At 71.3% G+C, this 22,241-nt stretch carries 25 protein-coding genes and 1 riboswitch; of the genes, 12 read left to right on the forward strand and 13 right to left on the reverse strand.

Annotated features, from left to right (window positions below):
* The first annotated feature begins 3 nt into the window (after window positions 1-3).
* Genes kal through KLO01_RS12945 form a run of 4 tightly spaced genes read left to right on the forward strand, consistent with a single transcriptional unit; the run spans window position 4 to window position 3,272 of the window.
* On the forward strand, window positions 4-399 hold the full coding sequence (kal, locus tag KLO01_RS12930) for a 3-aminobutyryl-CoA ammonia lyase (RefSeq protein ID WP_147065769.1): 396 nt from the start codon (window positions 4-6) through the stop codon (window positions 397-399).
* 23 nt (window positions 400-422) lie between these two features.
* Window positions 423-2,018, forward strand: a complete 1,596-nt coding sequence (lnt, locus tag KLO01_RS12935; RefSeq protein WP_246136197.1) for an apolipoprotein N-acyltransferase — start codon at window positions 423-425, stop codon at window positions 2,016-2,018.
* Window positions 2,011-2,784 (forward strand): polyprenol monophosphomannose synthase, encoded by a 774-nt coding sequence (locus KLO01_RS12940; protein WP_246136198.1) that lies wholly within the window; start codon window positions 2,011-2,013, stop codon window positions 2,782-2,784. Before lnt ends, KLO01_RS12940 begins: the two co-directional genes overlap by 8 nt.
* Complete coding sequence (locus KLO01_RS12945) at window positions 2,781-3,272, forward strand: FxsA family protein (RefSeq protein WP_246136199.1); 492 nt, start codon at window positions 2,781-2,783, stop codon at window positions 3,270-3,272. Before KLO01_RS12940 ends, KLO01_RS12945 begins: the two co-directional genes overlap by 4 nt.
* A gap of 191 nt (window positions 3,273-3,463) precedes the next feature.
* Here KLO01_RS12945 and KLO01_RS12950 read toward each other — a convergent pair whose 3' ends face one another.
* From KLO01_RS12950 to KLO01_RS12965, 4 genes are all read right to left on the reverse strand, one after another.
* Window positions 3,464-3,826: an RNA polymerase-binding protein RbpA gene (locus KLO01_RS12950; protein ID WP_147065773.1), complete on the reverse strand. Its 363-nt coding sequence runs from the start codon at window positions 3,824-3,826 to the stop codon at window positions 3,464-3,466.
* Between the two features lie 187 nt (window positions 3,827-4,013).
* Window positions 4,014-5,399 (reverse strand): MFS transporter, encoded by a 1,386-nt coding sequence (locus KLO01_RS12955; protein WP_147065775.1) that lies wholly within the window; start codon window positions 5,397-5,399, stop codon window positions 4,014-4,016.
* Window positions 5,400-5,468: 69 nt separating this feature from the next.
* Window positions 5,469-6,959, reverse strand: coding sequence for a M15 family metallopeptidase (locus KLO01_RS12960; RefSeq protein WP_147065777.1), 1,491 nt, complete (start codon window positions 6,957-6,959; stop codon window positions 5,469-5,471).
* A gap of 107 nt (window positions 6,960-7,066) precedes the next feature.
* Window positions 7,067-7,795, reverse strand: coding sequence for an SGNH/GDSL hydrolase family protein (locus tag KLO01_RS12965; protein WP_186828042.1), 729 nt, complete (start codon window positions 7,793-7,795; stop codon window positions 7,067-7,069).
* 162 nt (window positions 7,796-7,957) lie between these two features.
* Here KLO01_RS12965 and KLO01_RS12970 point away from each other — a divergent pair, with 162 nt between their 5' ends.
* The 3 genes from KLO01_RS12970 (at window position 7,958) to KLO01_RS12975 (ending at window position 12,213) form a co-directional block, all read left to right on the forward strand.
* Window positions 7,958-11,236: a GH92 family glycosyl hydrolase gene (locus KLO01_RS12970; protein ID WP_147065782.1), complete on the forward strand. Its 3,279-nt coding sequence runs from the start codon at window positions 7,958-7,960 to the stop codon at window positions 11,234-11,236.
* Between the two features lie 266 nt (window positions 11,237-11,502).
* Entirely contained in the window at window positions 11,503-11,634 is a 132-nt protein-coding gene (locus KLO01_RS17515; RefSeq protein WP_275938380.1) for a hypothetical protein, read from the forward strand.
* A gap of 225 nt (window positions 11,635-11,859) precedes the next feature.
* A complete protein-coding gene (locus tag KLO01_RS12975) occupies window positions 11,860-12,213 on the forward strand; it encodes a single-stranded DNA-binding protein (RefSeq protein ID WP_147065784.1) in 354 nt (117 codons plus the stop codon).
* On the opposite strand, the gene KLO01_RS12980 is transcribed toward KLO01_RS12975, so the two are convergent.
* Together KLO01_RS12980 and KLO01_RS12985 are read right to left on the reverse strand one after the other, a co-directional pair.
* On the reverse strand, window positions 12,203-12,517 hold the full coding sequence (locus tag KLO01_RS12980; protein WP_147065785.1) for a DMT family transporter: 315 nt from the start codon (window positions 12,515-12,517) through the stop codon (window positions 12,203-12,205). The two genes, KLO01_RS12975 and KLO01_RS12980, sit on opposite strands and share 11 nt — an antisense overlap.
* 13 nt (window positions 12,518-12,530) lie before the next feature.
* A riboswitch (guanidine-III (ykkC-III) riboswitch) is annotated at window positions 12,531-12,597 on the reverse strand.
* Window positions 12,598-12,656: 59 nt separating this feature from the next.
* A complete protein-coding gene (locus KLO01_RS12985) occupies window positions 12,657-13,112 on the reverse strand; it encodes a GNAT family N-acetyltransferase (RefSeq protein WP_246136200.1) in 456 nt (151 codons plus the stop codon).
* A gap of 67 nt (window positions 13,113-13,179) precedes the next feature.
* Here KLO01_RS12985 and KLO01_RS12990 point away from each other — a divergent pair, with 67 nt between their 5' ends.
* Together KLO01_RS12990 and KLO01_RS12995 are read left to right on the forward strand one after the other, a co-directional pair.
* Window positions 13,180-13,623: a helix-turn-helix transcriptional regulator gene (locus tag KLO01_RS12990; RefSeq protein ID WP_246136201.1), complete on the forward strand. Its 444-nt coding sequence runs from the start codon at window positions 13,180-13,182 to the stop codon at window positions 13,621-13,623.
* Between the two features lie 10 nt (window positions 13,624-13,633).
* Window positions 13,634-14,044, forward strand: coding sequence for a VOC family protein (locus KLO01_RS12995; protein WP_147065790.1), 411 nt, complete (start codon window positions 13,634-13,636; stop codon window positions 14,042-14,044).
* On the opposite strand, the gene helR is transcribed toward KLO01_RS12995, so the two are convergent.
* Window positions 14,028-16,202, reverse strand: coding sequence for an RNA polymerase recycling motor ATPase HelR (gene helR / locus KLO01_RS13000; RefSeq protein WP_147065792.1), 2,175 nt, complete (start codon window positions 16,200-16,202; stop codon window positions 14,028-14,030). The genes KLO01_RS12995 and helR overlap by 17 nt on opposite strands.
* Window positions 16,203-16,387: 185 nt before the next feature.
* Window positions 16,388-17,107, reverse strand: coding sequence for a VOC family protein (locus KLO01_RS13005; protein ID WP_147065794.1), 720 nt, complete (start codon window positions 17,105-17,107; stop codon window positions 16,388-16,390).
* Between the two features lie 111 nt (window positions 17,108-17,218).
* On the opposite strand from KLO01_RS13005, the gene KLO01_RS13010 reads away from it, so the two are divergent.
* Window positions 17,219-17,734, forward strand: a complete 516-nt coding sequence (locus KLO01_RS13010; RefSeq protein ID WP_147066111.1) for a putative immunity protein — start codon at window positions 17,219-17,221, stop codon at window positions 17,732-17,734.
* 96 nt (window positions 17,735-17,830) lie between these two features.
* Here the strand turns inward: KLO01_RS13010 and KLO01_RS13015 are convergent, their stop codons facing one another.
* A complete protein-coding gene (locus KLO01_RS13015) occupies window positions 17,831-18,142 on the reverse strand; it encodes a hypothetical protein (protein WP_147065796.1) in 312 nt (103 codons plus the stop codon).
* On the reverse strand, window positions 18,139-19,011 hold the full coding sequence (locus KLO01_RS13020; RefSeq protein WP_147065798.1) for a protein kinase family protein: 873 nt from the start codon (window positions 19,009-19,011) through the stop codon (window positions 18,139-18,141). The genes KLO01_RS13015 and KLO01_RS13020 overlap by 4 nt, the downstream gene beginning before the upstream one ends.
* A gap of 125 nt (window positions 19,012-19,136) precedes the next feature.
* Here KLO01_RS13020 and KLO01_RS13025 point away from each other — a divergent pair, with 125 nt between their 5' ends.
* Both KLO01_RS13025 and KLO01_RS13030 read left to right on the forward strand, forming a co-directional pair.
* Complete coding sequence (locus KLO01_RS13025; protein ID WP_186828043.1) at window positions 19,137-19,706, forward strand: GNAT family N-acetyltransferase; 570 nt, start codon at window positions 19,137-19,139, stop codon at window positions 19,704-19,706.
* 3 nt (window positions 19,707-19,709) lie between these two features.
* Window positions 19,710-20,234, forward strand: coding sequence for a nitroreductase family deazaflavin-dependent oxidoreductase (locus tag KLO01_RS13030; protein WP_147065800.1), 525 nt, complete (start codon window positions 19,710-19,712; stop codon window positions 20,232-20,234).
* A gap of 43 nt (window positions 20,235-20,277) precedes the next feature.
* On the opposite strand, the gene KLO01_RS13035 is transcribed toward KLO01_RS13030, so the two are convergent.
* The 3 genes from KLO01_RS13035 to KLO01_RS13045 all read right to left on the reverse strand — a co-directional run bounded on the left by KLO01_RS13035 (window position 20,278) and on the right by KLO01_RS13045 (window position 22,241).
* Window positions 20,278-20,589, reverse strand: a complete 312-nt coding sequence (locus tag KLO01_RS13035) for a DUF1905 domain-containing protein (RefSeq protein WP_147065802.1) — start codon at window positions 20,587-20,589, stop codon at window positions 20,278-20,280.
* Between the two features lie 231 nt (window positions 20,590-20,820).
* Window positions 20,821-21,609 carry a GNAT family N-acetyltransferase gene (locus KLO01_RS13040; RefSeq protein WP_147065804.1) on the reverse strand — a complete coding sequence of 263 codons (789 nt, stop codon included), beginning with the start codon at window positions 21,607-21,609 and terminating at the stop codon, window positions 20,821-20,823.
* 8 nt (window positions 21,610-21,617) lie between these two features.
* A complete protein-coding gene (locus tag KLO01_RS13045) occupies window positions 21,618-22,241 on the reverse strand; it encodes an L-threonylcarbamoyladenylate synthase (protein ID WP_147065806.1) in 624 nt (207 codons plus the stop codon).

Below are 22,241 nucleotides of genomic sequence, written 5' to 3' on the forward strand. Positions count from 1 at the left end.
GCCATGAGCGAGACCGCCGCCACCGTGGGCCGCACCGTCACCCACCGCCGCTACGTCCCCTACAGCCACGCCCACTACGCCGGCAACCTCGTCGACGGCGCCTACTCGCTCGCCGCGTTCGGTGACGTCGCGACCGAGATGTGCATCGTCACCGACGGCGACGAGGGCCTGTTCGCGTCCTACAGCGACGTCCAGTTCCTCGCCCCGGTTCGGGCCGGCGACTGCATCGAGATCGAGGCCACGCTCGTGCGCGTCGGCACCCGCAGCCGCGAGATGGAGTTCGCCGTGCGGGTCGTCGCCCGCGGCAACCCGGAGCGTGGCGAGTCCGCCGCCGACGTCCTCGACCCGCCCGTCGTCGCGACGACTGCCCGTGGCGTCGTGGTGGTGCCGCCGCGCTGAGGTCGGTGACCTACGGTGGCTGCGTGCCGCCGCGAATCCCGTATGCCGTCCGCCTCCTCGGCGCGCTCGTCTCGGGTGTGCTCCTGTGGCTGGCGTTCCCCACGCACGACCTCTGGTGGCTGGCACCGGTCGCCGTCGCGCTGCTCGGCGGGGTGACGGTCGGCGTCGGTGGGCGGCGCGGCTTCGTGCTCGGGCTCGTGGCCGGGTGGGCCTTCTTCGTCCCGGTCCTGTCGTGGTCCGGCGTCTATGTCGGCAAGGTCCCGTGGTTCGCGCTCGCGACCCTCGAGGCGGTCTACCTCGCCGCGATGTGCGCCGTCGTCGGCTTCGTGGGCCGGCGCCTCCGCCCGCGCTGGGGCGACGCCACGTATGCCGTCATCCCCCTCGCGTGGGTGGCGCAGGAGATGGCCCGGGGGACGACACCGTTCGGCGGCTTCCCGTGGGCCCGGCTCGCGTTCAGCCAGGCGGACAGCCCGCTCGCCAACGTGGCGCAGTGGTTCGGCGCGCCGGGTGTGACCTTCGCGGTGGCCCTCGTCGGCACCGCACTGCTGCTGGCCGCCACGACGGTGCGGTCCCACGGCCGGGTGGCCGTGGCGTCGATCGTCGCCGCGGCCACCGTCCTCGTGCTGGCCGGGCTGTCGACGCCGGAGATCAGCGGACGACGGGTCACCGTGGCCATGGTCCAGGGCAACGTCCCGCGACCCGGTCTCGACTTCAACGCCGAGCGTCGCGCCGTCCTCGACAACCACGTCCGCGGCACCGAGCTCGTGGCGGAGCAGATGCGGTCGGCGGACCTCGGGGAGCGCCTCACCGAGCCGCTGAGCCTGGTCGTCTGGCCCGAGAACTCCTCCGACATCGACCCCATCCGCAACCTCGACGCGGCCGCGCAGGTGCAGCGGGCGATCTCGGCGGTCGGCGTCCCCGTCATCGTCGGCGCGGTGCTCCAGGAGCCACAGCCCGAGGTCTCCAACGTCTCGCTGCTCTACCGGCCCGGGGGAGCGGAGCCCGAGCGCTACGTGAAGAACCACCCGGTGCCCTTCGCCGAGTACATCCCCTACCGGTCGTTCTTCCGGAACTTCAGCGACAAGGTCGACCTCGTCACCAAGGACTTCACCCAGGGGACCGAGCTCGGCGCCTTCCGGATCGACGCCCCGTCCGGCGCCTACTGGGCCCTGCCCACGATCTGCTTCGAGGTGGCCTACGACGGTCTCATGCGCGAGTCGGTGACCCAGCCCGGCAAGGACGCGGGACTCATCCTCGTCCAGACCAACAACGCGACGTTCGGCTACACCGCGGAGTCCGAGCAGCAGTTCGCGATCTCGCGGATCCGGGCCATCGAGCACGGCCGTTCGGTCGCGCACGTCTCGACCGTCGGCGTCTCGGGGTTCATCGGACCCGACGGCTCGGTCAGCGGAAAGACCGGGCTCTTCACGGCCGAGCAGCGGATCGGGTCCGTGGCGATCCGCACCGACCGGACGCTCTCGGACACGCTCGGGCCGTGGCCGGAGCGCCTCGCGGTCCTCGTCCTCCTCGGCCTGTGTGCCGCTGCCGTGCTCCGGGCACGGCGGGATAGGGTCAACCGACCCGATTCGACGCGAACCACGAAGGACCCCGTTGACTGAGCGTCCACCCCTCGACCGCGTTGTCGTGCTCATCCCGACCTACAACGAGCGCGAGAACCTCCCGACCATCGTCGGACGCGTGCGCAGCGCCGTCCCCGAGGTCGACATCTGCGTGCTCGACGACAACTCGCCCGACGGGACGGGACGCGTCGCCGACGACCTCGCCGCCGCCGACGACCAGGTCCACGTCCTGCACCGCGCCGGCAAGGAGGGTCTCGGGGCGGCATACCTCCACGGGTTCGCCTGGGCGCTCGAGCAGGGCTACGACGCCGTCGTCGAGATGGACGCCGACGGGTCGCACCGGCCCGAGGACCTGCGCCGGCTCCTCGACGCCGCCGACCGCGCCGACCTCGTCATCGGCTCCCGCTGGGTCCCCGGTGGCAAGGTCGTCAACTGGCCCACCCACCGCAAGGTGCTGAGCGTGGGCGGCAACATCTACACCCGCGTCCTGCTCGGCATGGACGTCAACGACGCCACCGCGGGCTACCGCGTCTACCGCGCCGAGGCCCTGCGCGACCTCGACCTCGCCAGCGTCGAGTCGGCCGGCTACTGCTTCCAGGTCGACCTCACCCGTCGCGCCGTCCTCGCCGGGCTCGAGGTGGTCGAGGTGCCGATCACCTTCGTCGAGCGCGAGATCGGGCAGTCCAAGATGGACCAGAGCATCGTGCGCGAGTCGCTCGGCCGGATCACGGTGTGGGGAGTGCAGCGTCGCAGCGAGCAGGTGAGGGAACGGCTCGCGTCGCGTGCGCGTTGGCACAGGTTGTGAACACCCCGATCGGCTCCACCCCCTATGCACGGCGGCGGCGTCCGCGCTGGCTGACCTACGTGCTGGTGGGCCTCGTCCTGGCCCCCATCATCGAGATCACGGTCCTCGTGCTCGTGGGGAAGACGATCGGCATCGGGTGGACGATCGTCGCCCTGCTCGTGCTCACCCTGCTGGGCACGTGGCTCATGCGTCGCGAGGGCTCACGGACCTGGAGGGCGCTGCGCGAGGCCTCGCGGACCGGCAGGATGCCGAGCCGCGAGATCGCCGACAGCGCACTCGTCCTCATCGGAGGCGCGTTCCTGCTCCTGCCCGGGTTCGTCAGCGACATCATCGGCCTGTTCTTCGTGATGCCGTTCACCCGCGTCTTCGCGCGCCGGCTGCTCGAGGCCTTCGTCGCGAGCCGGGTCCTCGTGGCCGTGCCGTTCCCCGGCAGGGGTCCGGGCAGCCCGGGCCCGCAGGGCACCATCCAGGGCGAGGTCGTCGACTGACGCCACGGGCCACACCCACACCCACACCACACGACTGATGGCCCCACGGCGAGGCGTACCGCCTCGCCGTGGGGCCATCAGTTGGGGGAACCGACTCGTGGTGGGGCCGTCAGTGGCCGGCCCGGAACGCACGTATGCCGTGTGCCCGAGGTGGGCACACGGCATACGCGCTTCTGGGAGGGTGAACCCCGTCAGGCGGACTTCTTCTTGCCCGGCTTCTCGCCGCGCGAGGCGCGAAGGAGGGTGAGGCGCTCCTCGAGGAGCTCCTCGAGCTCGGGGATGGAGCGGCGCTCGAGCAGCATGTCCCAGTGGGTGCGGACGTGCTTGACCGGCTTGGCCTCGGGCTCGGGGCCACCGCCCTGGAGCTTGGCCTCCTCGCCGCAGCGGCACTCCCACACGTGGGGGATCTCGGCCTCGATCGAGAACGGGAGCTCGATCTTGTGGCCCTGCGGGCACAGGTAGGTGGTGATCTGCCGCTCGCTCGGGACGACGTTCTCGTCCGTCTCCATGCTGAGGGCGCCGAGTCGGCTGCCGCGCAGGCTGCGTTCTGCCATGGGGTTACTCCCAACGAATTCGTGGATCCCGGCGGGTGATGGGTGCGCCGGGTGTCACAGGGTGAAACGGATGAGGAACACTCGTTGTTCCGAGAGCAGCGAAGACTTCGCGGCCCGCCTGGCAGGGCTCGTTTCCCCCGTGTGACTGAGCACGCCCGTGAGGACGCGACATATCAGTCTAGCGGATCTAGACGACTGCTGGCACCTCGTTGCCCGCCTCACGGATGCCCCGGCGCATGTCGACCTTGGCGAGGAGGACTCCACCGAGGACGAAGAAGACGATGAGGGCGAGGATCGCGGGGCGGTAGGAGTCGGTGAGCTGGTGGACGACACCGAAGATCACGGCACCGAACCAGCTCGTGCCGCGCTCGAGCGCCTGGTAGAGGCTGAAGAACTCGGCCTCACGGTCGCGGGGGACCAGCTGCGAGTACATCGAGCGGCTCAGCGCCTGGGTGCCGCCCATGACGAGGCCGATGCCCACGCCGAGGGCGAAGAGCGCCGCCAGGGCCTTCTCGGGGACGAAGAAGGCCGCGACGATGACGAGGACCCACATGATGATGCCGCCGAGGACGGTGCGCCACGCGCCGAGCCGGCGGGCCACCTGACCGAAGATCAGCGCGCCACCGAACGCGACGAACTGGACCATGAGGAAGAGCGTGAGCATCGTCGTCTCGGAGAAGCCGAGCTCGGCGGTGCCGTAGAGGCTCGACTGGCCGATGACCGTCTGGATGCCGTCGTTGAAGAACATGTAGGCGACGAGGAACAGCAGCGTTTGGCGCAGCCCGAGGAGGTGCCTGAACGTGTCCGACAGCTGGCGGAACGTCCCGCCGACGACACCGGCCTTGGCGGCGACGGCAGGCTTCTCGACGCCGCGCATCTGCCACATGCCCAGGACCGGGATGAGCGTGAACAGCCCCCACCACAGACCGGCCATGAGCATGGAGATCCGCACCGTCTGCCCGGTCCCACCGAACGTCTCCTCGTTGCTGAGCATGAGGAAGTTCACGGCGAGCAGGAGACCACCGCCGAGGTAGCCCAGCGCCCACCCCCTCGACGACACCTTGTCGCGGTCGTCGGGGTGGGCGATCCGCACGAGGATCGCGTCGTAGACGACGAGCGAGGCGCCGAGCGCGATGCTCGCGACCATGAGCAGCGCGACGCCGAGCTGCCAGTTGGTGCCCTCGACGAAGAACATCAGCGAGGCCGCGACCGACCCTATGCCCGCGAAGAGGGCCATGAGCCGGGCCGGGCGCGTGACCCGGTCGGCGATGGCGCCGACGAAGATGAGGAGCAGGGCCCCGACGAAGGTCGAGAGCCCGACGGTGTAGGGGTGCAGCGAGCCCGGGTCGATCGGGAGCCCCAGCACGTCGAGGTCCGTGGTGCACCTGGCGCCGTCGGCCAGACCGGGGCAGGCGGCCTCCTTCGCGATGGCGGTGAGGTAGGGCCCGAAGAGGACGGTGGCCGTGGTCGTGACGAAGGCCGAGTTGGCCCAGTCGTACCAGTACCAGGGCCGTTGGTACCGGGCGGTGTCCGCGTACTCGTCGATGGCGGGAGCGGCCGACTGCGTCGTCATGTGCCGAACTTTCGCACATGAGGCACGACGAGGGGGCGAGTATCACTACTCACCGAGGACGTGTCGTCCTCAGCCCGCGAACTCCCAGTGCCACGGTTCGGGAGTCGCCCCGCCCGGAGCGGCCCAGCTGGGGTGGAACCAGCCGTAGAGCGGGGCGTTCTGCTTCATCCAGAGGTGGGCGGGGGAGCCGAAGTTGTTGATCCCGCCGCAGAGGTCGAGCGCCATGCCCAGGCCGTGGCGGCTCGTGCCCGGACGGGCCGCGAAGCGACCGCGCTTGGCCTTGGTGACGTACTGCTGGCTCAGCGACCGGTAGGAGTCGGTGACGCAGATCGGGCTGCCGGTCTGCTTGGCGTAGGCCTGGCTCATCGCGTTGAACGCGGCTGCGGCACGAGGGGAGAGCATCTCGCCCGACGCCTGCCACAGCGGGCAGAGCGCGCTCGTGGGGAACAGACCGTTGGGGTAGCTCGTGGAGGCGGTGCTGCACGGCTTGCCGATGCCGGAGGTCGTGATGGCCGAACCCAGCACGCCGACGAGCTTGGTGTAGGCCGCCTTGGCCTCCGGCGTCTGTATGCCGGCGAGGTAGGCCGCGATGGGACCGGCCTTCGCGACGTCGGCGGCGTGCGACTTCTGCAGCGCGGTGAGCTTGGTCTGCTGGGTCTTGAGCAGGACGTCGAGCTGGGCCTTCTCGCGCACGATGGTCGCGGCCGCGGTCGTCGCCGCCGCCTGGGCGTCCGCCCGGACCTCGGTGAGCTGGTTCTGACGTGCCGTGAGGGTGCGCACCTCGTCGACGGCACGGACACGCTGGTCGGTGAGGTAGGACAGGTCGCCCAGAGGGTCACCGACCTTGGCCTCCTCGGCCTTCATCGCGTCGAGGACCGAGAGCATCTCGCCGCTGCTCCCACCCTCGGAGTAGGCCTGGAAGGCCCACTCGCGCACGATCGCCCGGGCGCGCTCGAGACGCGCCTGCAGCACACCGAGCTCGACCTTGGCCTGCGCCGCGGAGGTGGTCGCGGCCGCCTCCGCCGCACGCGCCTCGGTCAGCGACTCGAGAAGCGTGTTGGACTGCGAGGCGATGGTCTGGAGCTCCTTGAGCGCCACGGCCAGTCCGGTGTTGGACGCGGTGATCTGGCTCCAGATCTGCTCGGCGGCGGACACCTGCTCGGCGAGCTGGGTGGTGCTCAGGGTGACGTCGGGGTCGAAGGACCGCGGGCCGTCGTTGGACTGGCCGGGAGCCGGTGGCTGCCACGGCAGGCGCGGAGTGGGGCGCGGGGTCGACGTGGGCCGCGGGGTGCTCGTCGACGGTGGGGGAGTCGTCGTGCCCGGCGTCGGCGTGGTGGTGCTCGTCGGGGTCGGCGGCACGGTCGTCGGTGGCGGGGTCGGCGTGGGAGCCTGCGTCGTCGGCGTGGGCTCGGGGGTCGGCGTCGGGGGCGTCGTGGGCTCGGCTGGCACCGGGTTGGTCGGGAGGACCGGCTCGGCGGAGGCCACGCCGAAGGTCAGCGCAACAGCGGCCGCACTGGCGACCGCGCCTGCCGCGACTCGCGACAGCATGTTGCTTGGCATCGTGATCCACTTCCCGGGTACGCACCGCGCGCTCCCTGCGCCGACGGGTCATGAACCCGCCTGTCGGTGGGCTTCAGCCTAGAGGAGGCCTCCCCACCTGTCAGCCGCTACGGCTTCATGGCCTCGGTCACGGCCTTGGCCAGCGCGGCGTGGCCGGCGTCGTTGGGGTTGGTGCCTGAGGCGACCATGAGGTCGGGCTTGCCCACGAGCGGCTGCTCGGTGTCGAGGTAGGTCAGATCGGCCGCGGTCGCCGCCTTGGACACCGTCGTCGTGAGCTCGCCGAGCGTGTCGGGCAGCGGCCGCAGGTCCCACCACGGGTTGACGACGTAGATCGTGGCGTCCGGCAGCGCCTTGCGCAGCCCGGACAGGGTGGCCGTCACCGCGTCGGACACCTCGTCGGCGGGCAGCCCGGTGTCGTTGCCACCACCGGTGACGATGACCGTCGACGGCGCAGCGGCCACGACCGCCTTGATCGAGTCCTTGAAGCTCGGGCACGCCGCGTCGCCGCACGACCCGTCGGGCCCGACCCGCAGGTAGCCCGTGCGGGCGTGGCCGAGGTTGACCTCCTTGAGGCCGAGCGAGCGTGCCACGAGGGCGGTCCAGCGCTTCGCCGGCGTCGTGGCGCTCTTGCCCTCGGTCACCGAGTCGCCGAGGAACACGACCGGTCCCGCGGCCTTGGTCGGCGTGGGGGTGGGTGTCGCGCTGGCCGACGACGTCGTGGGACGGGCCTGCGTGGTGGCCGGCGAGGAGCCGCGGCTGCGGAGGGAGAAACCGACGAGGACGAGTGTCAGGACGAGGAGCCCGGCAAGAGCACCGTTCTGGAGTCGGTCATTCATGTCGTGCAGTGTTCCACGCGCCCCCACGTGGAGTGCTGCTATGTCGCCTTGTCCGGTGGGTCGCCGGAACCGGACAAGGGCCCGCCAGCGGTTGCCGGGGGTGGCGGGCGCCGAGAGGCTGGCTGCATCCCGTGGACCACCGTCGCCCCACCAGGAGTTCCCATGCGCCATCGCCTCGCCAGATCCCTGTCCCTCCTGCCGGTCGCTGCGGCGCTCGCGCTCACCGCTCCCGCGGTCAGCGGCCGAACCCTGCCCACCGCCGAGGCGGCAGCCCCGTTGACGTCATCGGTCAACCCGTTCGTCGGCACCCAGGACAACGGCAACACGTTCCCCGGGCCGAGTGCCCCCTTCGGGATGGTCCAGGTCAGCCCGGACACCGGGGGAGAGGGTGGCTACGACTACTCGCAGTCGCTCATCCACGGCTTCAGCCAGACCCACCTGTCCGGTGTCGGCTGTCCGGTCGTGGGCGAGCTGCCCGTCATGCCCACGACGGGAGCGGTCACGACGACGGACTCCACGGCATACCGGAGCGGTTTCACGCACGACGACGAGGAGGCGACACCGGGCTACTACCGCGTGGGGCTCACGAAGTACGACGTGGACGCCGAGCTGACGGCCACGGACCGGACCGGATGGCAGCGCTACACCTTCCCCGAGGGCAAGCAGGCCAACGTCCTGTTCAACACCGCGAAGGCCAACAGCACGGTCTTCGACTCCGAGATCCACGTCGTCGGCGACCGGACGATCGAGGGCCGCATCCACAACGGCAACTTCTGTGCCGGCAAGGACGAGCACACGATCTACTTCTCCGCGCAGTTCGAGAAGCCGTTCGCGTCGTTCGGCACGTGGTCCGGCTCGACCCGGACGCCGGGCGCGCGCGACGCCTCGACCAAGGGCGGCGCGAACGGCGCCTGGGTGACCCTGCCCGAGGGCACGACGAGCAGCACCCTCAAGGTCGGCCTGAGCTACACCGGCGTGGCCGGCGCGCGCGCCAACCTCGAGGCCGAGACCAAGGACTCGTTCGACTTCGACGCCACGCGCGCGGCGCTGACCCAGCGCTGGGAGAAGGAGCTCGGCAAGGCGCGCATCACCGGTGGCACCGAGCCGCGGCGCACGGCGTACTACACCGCGCTCTACCACGCGCTGCTCCACCCGAACCTCGCCGAGGACGTCGACGGGCGCTACTTCGGCTGGGACGGCAAGGTCCACACCTCCGACGGCTGGACCGCCCGCCAGAACTTCTCGCTGTGGGACACCTACCGTCCGCAGAACCAGCTCCTCGAGATCCTCGCTCCCGACGTCGCCCGCGACTCCTACCTCTCGGTCCTCGCGATCGGGCGCGAGGGTGGCTGGCTGCCCCGCTGGGCGCTCGCCAACAGTGAGACCAACATCATGACCGGTGACCCCGTGACGCCGTTCCTCGTCGAGGGCTGGTCCAAGGGCTTCCTCGCCGGCCACGAGAAGGAGGCCTACGCGCTCCTGCGCCAGAACGCCACCGAACGGCCGCCGACCGACAGCCAGTACAACGGCCGCAGCGGGCAGCACTACTACGAGAAGCTCGGCTACATCCCGTTCGGGCTCGAGCTCGGCAAGGACTGCGACCACAAGGGTGGAGACAACGACTGCGTCCACCCCGCCTCGGCGACGCTCGAGTACGCCGCCGCCGACGCCTCGCTCGCGATCATGGCCAAGGCGCTGGGCAAGAAGGCCGACGCCGCGATGTTCGACGAGCGCGGTCGCAGCTACCGCAACCTCTACGACAGCCAGACCGGCACCTTCAGGCCTCGTCTCGCGGACGGCACCTGGCTCGACCCGTACGAGCCCGTCGCCGCGTCGCACGCGTTCCACGAAGGTGGTGCCTACCAGTACCAGTGGCTCGTCCCGCAGGACCCGGCCGACCTCGTCGAGCTCATGGGCGGGCGCGCGGCCACGGCCGAGCGGCTCGACCGGTTCTTCGCCTACGACAAGCTGCTCACCGACCCCGAGGGCACGGTGCGCACCGACTGGATCGAGGCGACCTACGCCTACTACAGCAAGCCCACCTACAACCCGAACAACGAGCCCGACCTCCTCGCTCCCTACATGTACGCATGGGTACGGGAGCCGGCCAAGACCGCGACGGTGACGCGGGCGGCATACACGCTGTTCAACCCCGGACCCGACGGCATGACCGGCAACGACGACCTCGGCACGATGTCGGCCTGGTACGTCATGTCGTCGTGGGGTCTGCACCCGCCGATGAGCGGCGCGAACTACTTCGTCGTGTCGAGCCCGCAGTTCGAGCGGACCGACATCACGGTGGGACGGCCCGAGACCGGGACGGAGCGCCAGGGTGGGCACCTCACGATCACGGCTCCCGGCGTCTCGGACGACCGCCGCTACGTGCAGTCGCTGACGGTCGACGGCAAGAAGTCGACGAAGAGCTGGGTCGACTGGGACGCGCTGCGCTCGGGTGGCTCGATCGAGCACGTCGTCGGTGAGACCCCGAGCTCGTGGGGCACCCGCCCGTCGGACGTGCCGCCGTCGGTGTCGACGTCCAAGGGCTCGAAGGCGGTGTCGCTGAGCATGTCGGTCAAGCCCAGCCCGCTCGTGCTCGCGAAGGGCGACACGTCCGGGACGTTCGTCGTCGACCTCCTGGGTCAGGCGCAGAAGAGCCTGCCCGTGAGCGTGGAGGTCACGGCCCCGGCCGGGTGGAAGGCCACCGCCGCGTCGACGAGCACCGTCCTCAAGAGCAACAGCGTCCCGGCGTCGAGGTCCGTGCCGGTGACGCTCACGGTGCCGGCCGGTGCAACCGGTGACCACGAGGTCGTCGTCACCGCGTCCGCGCCGGGCGTGCCCGACGTCGTCCGCACGCTCCCGGTCCGGTTCCAGGTGCCGCTGGCCTGCGCCGGTGCGACGACGCCGTGCGCGGTCGACCTCGCCGGCGAGCGCAACCACGACGGGACCGCCACGGTGTCGGCCTCGACCGAGGGCAACTTCGACGGCGGCGGCTGGAGCTTCGACGCAGCGCTGCTCCCGGCTGCCGGCTCGTGGGTGCACGACGGCGTGACCTATGCCGTCCCCTCACCCTCCGGGACCGCCGCGAACTTCGTGGAGGCCCGCGGACAGACCCTGCTCCTGCCGCCGGGGGAGCGGTCCACGCTCCGGCTCGTCGGCGCCTCGCACGGCGGTGACGTCTCGACGGCGCTGCGCGTGACCTACACCGACGGCTCGGTGGCGGACGTCCCCGTCTCGCTCACCGACTGGGCTGCCGGGAGCGGACGCAACGGCAACACCGTCGCCATCGCCATGGACCACCGGATCCGCGCCGGCCAGGGCGTCGACGGGCCGCCGGTGCAGCTGTTCGCGGCGTCGGGTGCGACGGACGGCAGCAAGCAGCTGCGGTCGGTCACCCTGCCGACCGACCCGCGGTTCGAGGTGTACGCGCTCACTCTCCAGTGACGTGAGGCACGGTGGCCTGCCCGGCGTGGACGACGCCGGGCAGGCCACTGCGCTGCGTGCCCCGAGGGGCGGGCGGTCCCTGCCACGTCGAGACCGTCCGCGCAGCGCTGCTGCAGCTTCCTGCAGCAGCCGGGCGGCACCCGAGCCGATCGCGTTGGGTGGGTCCGGCGGGAAACTCCCGCCACGGACCTCGCCCCGGCGAGTGCCGCACGGAAGGCTCGGCCGCACACCGGCGTCCGGGTCGCACCACGTCAAAGGAGACACCCATGCGCAACACCCGTCGTTACCTCGTTGGCCTCGCCGTCATGGCCGCCGTCGGCATCATCGGCGCCCAGGGAGCGCAGGCGGCCCCGCAGTACATGTGTGCCGGCAAGTCCTTCTGCAGCCCCACCAACTGACGTCCTGCGGCCCCGGGACCCTCGGGTCCCGGGGCCGTGCCGTGTCCGGCGGGGCCCCGGCACCGGTCGTCGCCTGTCGTTGCCGGTCCGCCGCGGTTGTCCACAGGACGTGACGGCGCGGGTCCTCGTCCACAGCGTCGCCTTCGGAGGTGGCGACGCGGTGCCCCCGGATCCCATCCTGTTCGGGCGGGCGTCGGAGCCGCCGACCCCGGAGAGGGGACGGACATGCCAGCTCGAGCACGCAGTACTCCCGAGGAGGCCCCGGCGCAGGCCAGCGTCAACAGCGTCGAGCTCGCCGGGCGGGTGAGCGGGGAGCCGGAGTCGCGTGTGCTGCCCAGCGGTGACGACCTCGTCACGCTGCGACTCGTCGTCGCCCGCCCGGCGGGAGGTCCGGTCGACACGATCGACCTCGCCTGCTGGTCGCGTTCCGCCCGCCGGTCCGCGGCGCGGCTGACTGACGGCGACCACGTGCACGTCACGGGGGCACTGCGCCGACGGTTCTTCAGAACTCCCGGTGGCGCCGCGAGCCGCTACGAGGTCGAGGTGGCCACCCTGTCCCGTCGCCGGGTCAGTGCGTGAGCTTGAGCCCCACGACGCCGGCGACGATCATCCCGACGAGCAGGATCCGGACGAGTGATGCGGGCTCCTGACCGGTGGCCATGGCCCAGCCGACCGTGCCGACGGCACCGATCCCGACCCACACGGCATACGCCGTCCCGACCGGGAGGTCACGCATCGCGTACGCGAGACCGCCCATGCTCAGGACGAGGGCGACGCCGAAGGTGACCGTGGGCGCGAGCCTGGTGAAGCCCTCGGAACGGCCGAGGGCGGTCGCCCACACTGCTTCGAGGACACCGGAGAGGACGAGGACGAACCACGACATGATGAACAGCTCCTGCGGGCCGTCTTGTCGCGTTGCCAGGTACGGCGCCCCTCGTCCGGGAGCCCGGAACCAGGCTCTGCCGTGAGCGTCTCACACGGGGGAGTGGGCGGCAAACCACCGACGACTCGGGTGTGCGGCGTCAGAGCTGCTTCTCGTAGTAGATCGCGAGCGGACCCTCGCCACGCCCCTCGTGGCAGTCGAACCCGAACGACTCGTAGAGGTGACGCGCAGCCTCGTCGTCCTCGGAGGTGTTGAGGTCGACGTAGGTCGCGCCGCGGGTCCGGCAGTGGTCGAGGACGTCGGTGAGGAAGCGCCGACCGAGCCCCTGGTTGCGGGAGTCCGGTGCGACGTAGAGCTCTGCGACATAGGCCTCGGTCTCGTCGGCCCAGGTCGCGGTGCGGAAGCGCACGATCGCCAGGGCCACGGCGGGGTCGCCGGCGAGCAGGACGCTGGTGTCGCCCCCGTCGACGAGTCGGGCGAGGTGACCGGTCATCACGTCGACGTCCGGCACCGGGTCGTCGTACTCACGGTTGAAGTCGGCGAACAGCACTGCTGCAGAACGGAACTCGTCACCGGTGCCAGCGAGCCGAGCCACGTCCACCACCCGAGCGTAGCCGGGTGGTGGACCGCGTCCGTCGGGGAGACGGTGCAAGATCTGGGGTGTGAGCGACTCCTCGGTGAACGCAGACCGGTTGCGCGACCTCGCGCTGCTGAGACGGGTGCGCGACCGCATGGACCGCGAGTTCCACCTGCCCCTCGACGTCGAGTCCCTCGCGCGCGACGTGCACATGTCCTCGGGCCACCTGAGCCGGTCCTTCAGGGCTGCCTACGGGGAGTCGCCCTACAGCTATCTCATGACGCGTCGGATCGAGCGGGCGATGGCGCTCTTCCGTCGCGGCGACCTCAACGTCACCGACGTCTGCTTCACGGTCGGCTTGTCGTCGCTCGGGACGTTCAGCACCCGGTTCACCGAGCTCGTGGGGATGTCGCCGAGCGCCTACCGCCGGCGGGCCGAGCAGTCCGACGGCGAGCTGCCCTCGTGCGTCACCAAGGCCGTCACGCGACCGATCAGGAATCGAGAAGCACCGCAGCCGCCGTCGAACTAACGTCGGCGGCATGGACATCAGCATCCACCACACGTTCCTCCCGCACACCGACCCCGAGGCCTCCCTGGCCTTCTACCGCGACACCCTCGGCTTCGACGTCCTCGCCGACGTCGGTCAGGGCGCGATGCGCTGGATCACCATCGCACCGGCGGGCAGCACGACGCCCTCGATCGTGCTCAACCCTCCGGCCGCCGACCCCGGCATCACCGAGGAGGAGCGCACGACGATCGCCGAGATGATGGCCAAGGGCACCTTCGCCACGATCGTGCTCTCGACCCCCGACCTCGAGGGGACCTTCGACACGGTCCAGGCGAGCGGGGCCGAGGTGACGCAGGAGCCCACGGACCAGCCGTGGGGAGTGCGCGACTGCGCCTTCCGCGACCCCGCCGGCAACCACGTGAGGATCAACCAGGCGTCGTGAGCACGACGAGCTGCTGGGTGGCCCGCGTCATCGCGACGTAGCGGTCGACGGCACCCCGGACGTCCGACGCCCGGCCCTCGTCACCCCACGTGTGCGGGTCGACAAGGACGACGAGGTCGAACTCGAGGCCCTTGGTGAGCTCGGGCGCGAGCGAGCGCACCCGTGGCATGGCGGCGAACGTCGGGTCGCCGACGACGCAGGCGACCCCCTCGGCGTGCTCGTCGAGCCACGCGTCGACCACCGAGTCGCACCGCGTGACCGCCTCGTGCCGCACGGGGATGCCCGTGCTCCGGATCGACGTCGGCACGTTGGCGTCGGGCAGGGCCGCACGGATCACCGGAGCCGCCTGCGCCATGACCTCCTCGGGGGTGCGGTAGTTGATGCTCAACGACGCGAGCTCGACGTGGCTGAGCCCCACCCGCCGCAGCCGGTCCTCCCACGACTCCGGGAACCCCTCCCGGGCCTGCGCGCGATCCCCGACGATCGTCAGGCTCCTCGACGGGCAGCGGGCGAGGAGCGTCTGCCACTCGGCGTCGGTGAGCTCCTGCGCCTCGTCGACGACGATGTGGGCGAACGGTCCCGCGAGCGTCTCCGGCCCAGTACGCACCAGCGCCTCCTCGTCGACGAGGTTCTCGCGGATGTCCGGGTGACGCAGCATCGTCACGAGCCCCTCGCCGTCGTCGTCGGCCGCGATGAGGTCGTCGATGACCGTCGCCACCTGGTCGCGTTCGGCCTGTGCCGCGGCCAGCCGGCGACGCCGCCGGAGCGAGGCCTCGGGGTCGCCCAAGCGGCGTCGGGCGGCGTCGAGCAGCGGCAGGTCCGACACCGTCCACGCCGTGGGGTCCTCCCGTTGCAGGAGCCGCACCTCGTCCGGCGCGAGCCAGGGGGCACACCGCCGCAGGTAGGCCGGGACGGTCCAGAGGTCGCCGACGAGGTCGTCGGCGTCGAGCAGGGGCCAGGCCCGGGAGAAGGTCTCGACGAGCTCGGCGTCCTGGTGCAGGGTGCGCCGCAGCAGGTCGTCGGGAGCGTCCGCCTCCAGCTCGTCGTGCTTGTCCACGAGGATCGTGACGAGCTCCTCCCAGACCTCGTCGCGCCCGTCGTTGTGCGGCGTGCCCGGGGCCGGCGCGTCGAAGGCCACGGCCCAGTCGTCCGGATCGAGCCAGACGTCGGCCCACGGCGTCTGCACCGTCATGCCGTCCCGCGGCGGCTCCTCGTAGAGCCGGACCGCCGGCTCGATGGCACCCACCATCATCGCCGTCGCCTTGAGCGCGGCCACCGCGTCGTCGCACTCCGGCAGCGCCTCGGCCCCCTCGGACACGAGGTCACGCACCGTGCACGTGAGGACACCCTCCTCACCCAGGCTGGGCAGGACGCCCGAGACGTAGGACAGGTACGGCAGGTGCGGGCCGACGACGAGCACCCCGCCCCTGCGGTGCCCCAACCGGGGGTCGGAGTACAGCAGGTATGCCGTCCGGTGCAGTGCGACGACCGTCTTGCCGGTCCCCGGCCCGCCGTCGACGACGAGGGCGCCCTTCGAGCCCGCTCGGACGATGGCGTCCTGGTCGGCCTGGATCGTCCCGAGGACGTCCCGCATGTGCTCGGACCGGTTCGTCGCCAGGCTGGCGAGGAACGCCGACTGGTCGTCGAGGGCCGCGCGGCTCTCGAGCCCGTCCGGAGTGAACACCTCGTCCCAGTAGTCGGTGACCCGCCCTTTGCTCCAGCGGTAGCGGCGCCTGCTCTCCAGTCCCATGGGGTTGGCGTGCGTCGCGCCGAAGAAGGCCTCGGCCACGGGCGAGCGCCAGTCCACGAGCAGGACGTTGCCGTCCGCGTCGGTCAGTCCGAGACGGCCGACGTGGATCGGCTCGGGCTCGTCGGCGAGGACGATGCGGCCCAGGCACAGGTCCACGCCGTAGCGGCCGAGGGTGTGCAGGCGGCCGGTGAGGCGGTGGGTCTCGAGGTCTCGGTCCATCGCGGCCCGCCCCGCCCCGCCGGGTGCCCTGCGGCTGGCTCGAAGGCGCTCACGGAGCTCGGTCACGGTCTCGTCGAGGCTCTGCGAGATGGCGCGGAAGTGCCTCTCGTCAGCAGCGATCAGGGACGGTTCGGCCTTGGGGGAGAGGCGGTCGGGGAGGTCGAAAAAGCTGGTGGTCGTGGGGGTCACGCGGCGCTCCGATCGGCCGGGACGTCCGGCCACGACCGTCAATTCTGGACACGAGCAGCCGCTTGCCACAAGGCCCCCTGTGCGCTATACCTTGGAAGTGGAAGGACGCCTCGGCGTCCTTCTTCTGTTGCGGCACACCGGGTTCGGGCTCCATCGAGTCCGTTCGACGCCGGGGGAGCGGCCTGTCAGAGCGTGAGGATGCGGAACTCGTTGCCGTCGGGGTCGGTGAGCACGGCGGCACCCTCGGCCCCCGTCGGGCGCGTCTGCACGGTGGCGCCCAGCGAGACGAGACGGTCCACCTCGGCACCGAGGTCGTCGGCGGGTGGGACCTCGAGCTCGAGGTGCATCCGGTCCCGGCCCAGCCGCGGCATCAGCGGTGGACCGCTCCAGGTGATCTTCGAACCCCCAGCGGGCGACTGGATCGCGGTCTCCTCGTCCTGGTCCCAGACGAGCGGCCAGCCGAGCACCTCGCTCCAGAAGTAGCCCACCGCCTGCGACCCGTCGCAGTTCACCGCACCGATGACGCCGGTGTCTGCGAGGAAGGAGTTCCCGGGCTCGATGACGCAGAGCTCGTTGCCCTCGGGGTCGGCGAGGACGACGTGGCCGTCGTCCGGCGTCTGACCGATGTCGATGTGCCGGCCCCCGAGGTCGAGCGCTCGCGCGACCGTTGCCGACATCTCCTCGTCCGAGGCGCTCGTGAGGTCGAGGTGGATCCGGTTCTGGTCGAGCTTGGGAGTGTCCGCGGCGCGGAACGCGATCCGGTATGCCGTCCCGTCGTGGGGGAGCGCCACCACCTCCCCGGACAGGTGTTCGACCAGCTCCCAACCGAGCACCCCGGCCCAGAAGCGGCCCACCCGGCTCGGGTCGTGCGCCTCGATGTTGATGCCGTGGAACCTTGAGGTCATGGAGCCACCGTAGGGACGGCTGCGACGGCGCCGCAACGCAGTTCTCTCCGGGTCCCGCGCCGCCGGAGGTCACGTCTAGGGTCGAGCCATGCTCGAGGGTGCGTGGCGTCGATGATCCTGCCGGGGACGCGAGATCCACGGTTCACGACGATCCGTCGTGGCGGGACGCTCACCGACGACGACCACCGGCTGCTGGCGCTCTGGGCCGCAGACTGCGCCGAACACGTGCTCGAGCTGTTCGAGTCCGACCAGCCTGACGACCGGCGTCCACGCACGGCCATCGACGGCATCCGGGCGTGGGCCCGCGGTGAGGTCGCGATGATGGACGCCCGGGCGCTGGGTGGGCACGCCATGGGAGCAGCGCGGCCGATCGGCGGAGCCGCCAGGAACGCGGCCTACGCGGCGGGTCAGGCCGGATGCGTGGCCCACGTGGCGGCACACGAGCTGGGCGCCGCGGCATACGCCATCAAGGCGGTGCGCGAGACGGCTCCGGGCGACACAGGTCTCGAGCTCGGACGACGGGAGTGTGCGTGGCAGCGCGAGCAGCTGCCGGAGCGCATCCGCGAGCTCGTGCTCGACGACCAGCGTCTGCGCAACGACCTCTGCTGGGGCGTCTTCACCGTGTGAGAGCACCCCCTCTCGCACCTCATGAATTACGCCGATAATCAACATTATGTCAAGTAGACGTCAGGGAAGCGCCCACGGAACCTCCCCCTCACCGCCTCAGCCCAGACCGCGGTGCGATCCCCACATGCCGCTGGCACGGGTGGCCGCGGCGTGGATGAGTGCTGCGAGCTCGGGCCGGTCCGGAACGCGGAACGACGTGTAGCCGCCGCGACCACCGGCGACCGGTCGGCCGTACGCTTTGGCGGCGACGTGCCCGTCGGGCAGCAACCGCACGTTGATCGAGGTCAGCAGGAACTGCTCGCCGCGGCGCGAGTCGTGCCACTGGAGCGACTCGGGAACGGTGACGTTGATCGCCAGCGCGCTGACCTCCACCTCGTCGTCGCCCGGGACGGCAGCCGAGCCGTTCATGACACCTCCTGCGTCGAGTCGTCGTGCTGGAGCGCGGCCACGAGCATCCTCAGCCCCTGCGCCTCGAAACCCTCGTCACCGACCTGGTGGGCCCAGGCTGCGGTCGAGACGGCCTCACGCAGGAGCTGTCGACGCCAGGCCCGGGGCTCCCTCGGGTCCGAGCCGTAGCCCTCGACGAACGCGCGCTCGAGGTCCGGTCTCCCGACGAACTGCTGGACGGCCAGCCGGGCCCAGTCTGTGTACGCCGGACGGAGGTCGGCCCGGCCGAGGTCGATGACCCGGACGGTGCCGTCGTCGACCACCCAGTTGCGCGGCTGCCAGTCGCCGTGCGTCGGCACGAGCACGGCGACGTCGTCGGGCCAGCGCTCGACCTCGGCACGCACGCGCTCGACCTGGTCCCCCGGGATCCCGTGCGGACGGTCGAGCCAGGCGAGCATCCGGGCCGTCTCCCGCCCCTCGTGACCGGGGTCCTCGACGGCACTCTGGCCGTGCATCCGGGCCAGCAGCGCACCGGCCTGTCGGTAGGTCTCGGTCTCCCCCTCTGCGCCACTCCCCTGCACCAACGACCCCGGCACCCACTCGGTGACGAGGATGCGCGCGCTCTCGTCACCGAACCGCAGGATCGGCCCCGCCCCCACCGAGGTCCACGGCTCGAGCCACTGCGCGTGGGCCCGGAGCTCATGCACGAGGTGGTGGTCGTCCGGTGCCGCAGCCTTGACGGCATACGTCCTGTCGTCGACCGCGACCTCGAGCACGACCGTGCTCGTGAGCCCCCAGCTGTGGTCCCGCACGACCTGCGCACCGGGCAGCCACGCGTCGAGCAACCCCAGCTGGCGCGGGCTCAGCCGGGACCTCAGGGGATCGGGCACGGCGCACCCTCGCAGCACGGGCGGATGTAACCGCACCCGTCACAGCGCTCGTGGGAGGTCTCCCATCGCATGAGACGGCCGCAGTTCGGGCACGGTTCGGTGAGATCAGCCATATCGTCAAGCCTATGGGCTTCCGTGTCATCCCCCTGGGACCTGACTCGTGGGACGGCTTCGCCGACCTCGTCGACCGCAACAACGGCATCTTCGGTGGCTGCTGGTGCATCGGCTTCCACCTCGACCGTGGTGAGCGCACCGTCGACCACCGCGAGGCCAAGCACGAGCGGGTGCTCACCGACCGCGCCCACGCGGCCCTCGTCGTCGACGACGACGGCGCCGTCCAGGGCTGGGCGCAGTTCGGTGACGTCGAGGAGCTGCCCGGGATCAAGCACCGCAGGGCCTACGAGCAGGACCCTCCCCCGGTGCCGGACTGGCGGATCACGTGCGTCTTCGTCGACAAGCGGCACCGCGGGCAGGGCGTGGCCCGGCAGACGGTCGAGGGTGCGGTGGACCTCATCGCGAGGGCGGGCGGCGGTGTGGTCGAGGCCATCCCCGAGATGACAGCGGGGAGAGACGCCCCCGGCCGGTTCCTCTTCAGTGCCACCCTCGAGCTCTTCGAGGACCTCGGCTTCACCCGGGTGCGGCAGGTCGGCAAGCACGCGTGGGTCGTCAGCCGTCGGCTCGAGCCGGTGAGCTGAGCCGTGGGGCTGGCGAGCGACCTCGGCTACCACCACAGCACGGCCAACCCCGCGCAGGCCGCGGTGCGATGGCTCGGCGGGACCCGCGCCGGCGGCTGGGTGTTCTCACGCACCCTGCGCCACCTCGACACCGCGGTCTCACGCCTCACCGGTGGCCGACACAGCGCACCCGGCCTCCTGACGGGGATCGCCGTCCTCACCGTCACCACGACCGGGCGGCGCTCCGGAGCACGACGCACGAGCCACCTCATCGCCACTCCCCTGGCCGGTGACCTCGCCCTGCTCGGCACGAACTTCGGCCAGGAGTCCACCCCCGCCTGGGTCCTCAACCTCGAGGCAGACCCGGAGTGCACGCTGACCTACCGGGGACGCAGCATCCGGGCGCAGGCACGCCCCGCCACCCCCGCCGAGGTCGAGGAGGTCTTCGCCCGGGCCGCGACGTTCTACGACGGCTACCGCCGCTACCGCTCGCGCATCAACGACCGCAGGCGGGTGCGCGTCTTCGTCCTCAGTGAGAGCGTCAGCTAGTCGAAAACCGTTGCGGCACAACGCGACCCGCCGTCATCGGTGCTCAGACCACCAGGTCGACCCGCAGCTCCACGGCCACGACGTCGCCGAGCTCGACCTGCTCGGCACGCCGCACCCTGTCCTTGAGCGGGACGACGTAGCCGCCGTCCTTGGGCCAGAGCGACGTCGTCCACGACGTGTCGCCGATGCTCACCGCGACGGGCACCATCCCCCATCCGTAGCTCACGACCTCGGCGGCGTCGCGCACCTCGTCACAGAGCTCGTCCGGGACGGACACGAAGTGGTAGGGCGCCGGGCCGCGCCACTCCCACACCTCGGCCTCGAAGGCGAGCTCGACGACGTCCGACGCACCCATGGCGACCACCGTAGGACCTGCGGAGGACACACAGCCCTGACCCGGCATACCAAGTCTTGACTGGCGTCAGACCCGATGCTGACCCGCGCCTTCCTAGGTTGGTCCTGCGTTGCCGACCGGGTGATCAGGGAGTTCGTCCCGGCAGCGCGACGACCGCCCGATTCCTCCCGGGAGGTCCGCAGTCACCCCCACCGGCATCCAGGGGCTCTGAGCCGGTGGGGGTGACGCACGTCAGGGAGTGACGTGGAGCAGGTGGGCGCGCTCGTGGCCGATCGGCTGGAACCCCTCGCGCAGCAGCAGCGGGAGCGACTCGGTGCGCCGCGCCTTGGTGATCGCCGTGTGGCACCGCGCCGTCGCCGCGAGGTCGAGACGGGCGGCGAGCATCGCGGCATACACGCCCCGTCGTCGCGCGTGCGGCAGGACCGCGGCCCCGACGAGCGGTGCGACCTGCCACTCGAAGCCGACGCTGGCACGTCCGACGGGCTCGTCGTCGAGCCAGCCCACGACCCAGGCGCTGCGCGCGTTCTCGAGGTCGTCGAGAACCTCGGCGAGGTGGGCCTCACGGTCGGGCGGGACCGGGTTGCCGAAGACCTCGGCACCGATGGCGACGACGGCGTCGAGGCCCGCCGCGTCCTGGACGAGGGTCACCCGGACACCCGGGGCGAACGCCGGCACCGTGCCGCCGACGGCACGCGCCACGCACACCTGGTCCTCGGTCGTCACCGCTCCGGCGCCGAGCACGAGCTCCTCGAGACCCACCGGGGTCGAGTCGTCGCGGAACCACCACTCGGTGCTGCGCGCTCCGTGCTCGACGAGGTGTGCCGTGAGGTCACCGAAGACGTCGGCGGGCTCGCGCTCGGAGTGGGTCCAGTGCACGACGAAGGGCCGGTCGGGCTCGGCTGGGTAGTGGCTGACGAGCGCCTCGTCGTGCTCGAGCGTGACGTAGCCCCGGCTCGGGACGACGCCGTGACGGGTCATCGCCCGCATGACGAGCCCGGGGAACGGTGGCTCCGGCGTCACCGGCGCGGTCACTCCTCGAAGCGGCTCGGGTCGCCGGCACCCACGCGCACGACCTCGGGGACGTCGCCGGAGAGGTCGACGACGGTGGTGGGCTCGCTGCCGCACTCCCCCGAGTCGATGACGACGTCGACGACGTGGTCGAGCTCCTCCTTGACCTGCCAGCCGTCGGTCATCGGCTCGCTCTCGCCCGGGAGGATGAGGGTCGACGTGAGCATCGGCTCGCCCAGCTCGGCGAGCAGGGCCCGCACGACGGGGTGCTCGGGGATGCGGACGCCGACGGTCTTCTTCTTGGCGTGGAGCAGCCTGCGCGGCACCTCGCCGGTCGCCGGGAGGATGAACGTGTACGGCCCCGGCGTGGACGCCTTGACCGCGCGGAAGACCGAGTTGTCGACGTGGACGAAGTGCCCCAGCTGGGCGAAGTCGGCGCACACCAGGGTGTAGTGGTGCTTGTCGTCGAGCTTGCGGATGTCGCGGATGCGGTCCTTGGCCGACTGGTTGCCCAGTGCCGCGCCGAGCGCGTAGCCGGAGTCCGTCGGGTAGGCGATGAGACCGCCCTCCCTGAGCGTGGCCACGGCCTGGCCGATCGAGCGGGGCTGCGGGTCGACGGGGTGGACGTCGAGGTAGCGGGCCAC

It is taken from the genome of Knoellia locipacati (assembly GCF_007992835.1).
GTDB classification, from domain to species: Bacteria; Actinomycetota; Actinomycetes; order Actinomycetales; family Dermatophilaceae; genus Knoellia; species Knoellia locipacati.

Excerpts from the sequence above, each read along its gene's own strand:
- kal (WP_147065769.1), top strand. The coding sequence starts at position 4 with ATGAGCGAGACCGCCGCCACCGTGGGCCGCACCGTCACCCACCGCCGC.
- KLO01_RS12950 (WP_147065773.1), bottom strand. The coding sequence starts at position 3,826 with ATGGCAGAACGCAGCCTGCGCGGCAGCCGACTCGGCGCCCTCAGCATG.
- KLO01_RS12955 (WP_147065775.1), bottom strand. The coding sequence starts at position 5,399 with ATGACGACGCAGTCGGCCGCTCCCGCCATCGACGAGTACGCGGACACC.
- KLO01_RS12960 (WP_147065777.1), bottom strand. The coding sequence starts at position 6,959 with ATGCCAAGCAACATGCTGTCGCGAGTCGCGGCAGGCGCGGTCGCCAGT.
- KLO01_RS12965 (WP_186828042.1), bottom strand. The coding sequence starts at position 7,795 with ATGAATGACCGACTCCAGAACGGTGCTCTTGCCGGGCTCCTCGTCCTG.
- KLO01_RS12970 (WP_147065782.1), top strand. The coding sequence starts at position 7,958 with ATGCGCCATCGCCTCGCCAGATCCCTGTCCCTCCTGCCGGTCGCTGCG.
- KLO01_RS17515 (WP_275938380.1), top strand. The coding sequence starts at position 11,503 with ATGCGCAACACCCGTCGTTACCTCGTTGGCCTCGCCGTCATGGCCGCC.
- KLO01_RS12975 (WP_147065784.1), top strand. The coding sequence starts at position 11,860 with ATGCCAGCTCGAGCACGCAGTACTCCCGAGGAGGCCCCGGCGCAGGCC.
- KLO01_RS12980 (WP_147065785.1), bottom strand. The coding sequence starts at position 12,517 with ATGTCGTGGTTCGTCCTCGTCCTCTCCGGTGTCCTCGAAGCAGTGTGG.
- KLO01_RS12995 (WP_147065790.1), top strand. The coding sequence starts at position 13,634 with ATGGACATCAGCATCCACCACACGTTCCTCCCGCACACCGACCCCGAG.
- KLO01_RS13005 (WP_147065794.1), bottom strand. The coding sequence starts at position 17,107 with ATGACCTCAAGGTTCCACGGCATCAACATCGAGGCGCACGACCCGAGC.
- KLO01_RS13010 (WP_147066111.1), top strand. The coding sequence starts at position 17,219 with ATGATCCTGCCGGGGACGCGAGATCCACGGTTCACGACGATCCGTCGT.
- KLO01_RS13015 (WP_147065796.1), bottom strand. The coding sequence starts at position 18,142 with ATGAACGGCTCGGCTGCCGTCCCGGGCGACGACGAGGTGGAGGTCAGC.
- KLO01_RS13025 (WP_186828043.1), top strand. The coding sequence starts at position 19,137 with ATGGGCTTCCGTGTCATCCCCCTGGGACCTGACTCGTGGGACGGCTTC.
- KLO01_RS13035 (WP_147065802.1), bottom strand. The coding sequence starts at position 20,589 with ATGGGTGCGTCGGACGTCGTCGAGCTCGCCTTCGAGGCCGAGGTGTGG.